Below are 1,443 nucleotides of genomic sequence, written 5' to 3' on the forward strand. Positions count from 1 at the left end.
AAAAGCTTGGTTGCAAAAATTTGTCCAAGAACAACCCAATAATGTTTTGTTAGATGGATCCATTTTACTTAATTCTACCGTATGGAAAGCCTCAGGTCATCTGGATTCTTTTTCGGATCCTCTTACCGAAAATCAAGAAACCAACAAGAGATTTCGTGCTGATAAACTCATCGAAAGCCACAATCCACAGTTAGATATTAGCGGTTGGTCCTACGAACAAATGCATGACTATTTAGTCAAAAACCAAGTCTTAGGAACTTCCAACTGGACACCCATCAGACCTTTTAACATGCTTTTTAAAACCCATCAAGGAGTCATTTTGGAAAACTCCAAACCTCTATATTTAAGACCTGAAACAGCACAAGGAATTTTTATCCAATTTAAAAACATTTTAAAAACTACCAGAAAAAAACTTCCCTTTGGAGTCTGCCAAATTGGAAAAGTATTCCGCAACGAAGTGACACCTGGCAACTTTATTTTCCGTACTTGTGAATTTGAACAAATGGAACTAGAATTTTTTTGCCAACCAGGCACCGAAGCCCATTGGTTTAACCACTGGAAAAACTTAATGTATGATTTTTTAATTAATTTGGGTATGAACCCGCAAAATTTAACATTTAAAGATCACAAAAAAGAAAACCTCAGCCATTATTCACAACAAACTTGCGATATTTTATTCAAATTTCCTTGGGGTTTTGATGAACTTTGGGGGATTGCTTCCAGAACAAACTTCGACTTGAAAACCCACCAACAACACTCCAAAAAAGATCTTACTTATTTTGACGAAACTACCAAACAAAAAATTTTACCCTACGTTATCGAACCTTCTTTAGGAATAGAAAGACTATTTTTTGCTTTTCTAATTAACAATTACCACGAAGAAAGCACCTCCAACGAAACAAGGCAAATCCTTACTTTTCACCCTTTTTTAGCACCTTACAAAGTAGCTGTTTTGCCATTAATCAAAAAAACACACAGCGCCAAAGCCCAAGAAATCCAACAGTATTTAGCCAAACATTTTGGTGTTTGTTACGATGAGACCCAAAGTATTGGCAAAAGATACCGCAGACAAGATATGATTGGTACTCCTTTTTGTCTCACTGTAGACGACCAAACCCTTACCCACAACACAGTGACTTTAAGAAACCGTGACACAGCCCAACAACAAACCTTTTTACTAGCAGAAGCCAAACAATACATCCAAGAAAAAATTATTTTAAAATAACGGATCAAAATGCAAGATAACAAACAATTAATTGATCAAATCAATGAAAAAATGCCTATCCTTGATTTAGTTCAAGAATTTGTACAATTAAAAAAATCAGGCAAAAATTACATGGGGTTGTGCCCTTTTCACGATGAAAAAACACCTTCTTTTTCTGTGTCTCCTGAAAGAAATATAGGAGTTTGTATGTCTTGTAAAAAAGGCGGTAATCCTGTTTT

2 protein-coding genes are annotated in these 1,443 nt (G+C 35.3%); both read left to right on the forward strand.

What is annotated here, in order from left to right; genetic code table 11:
• Nucleotides 1-1,225 (forward strand): glycine--tRNA ligase (locus tag OYV_RS03860; RefSeq protein WP_042068392.1); only part of this gene is annotated, 1,225 nt, incomplete at its 5' end.
• Nucleotides 1,226-1,234: 9 nt separating this feature from the next.
• Nucleotides 1,235-1,443: CHC2 zinc finger domain-containing protein (locus OYV_RS03865; protein WP_042068393.1), on the forward strand; the 209-nt coding region annotated here is incomplete at its 3' end.

It is taken from the genome of 'Chrysanthemum coronarium' phytoplasma (assembly GCF_000744065.1).
GTDB classification, from domain to species: Bacteria; Bacillota_I; Bacilli_A; order Acholeplasmatales; family Acholeplasmataceae; genus Phytoplasma; species Phytoplasma asteris.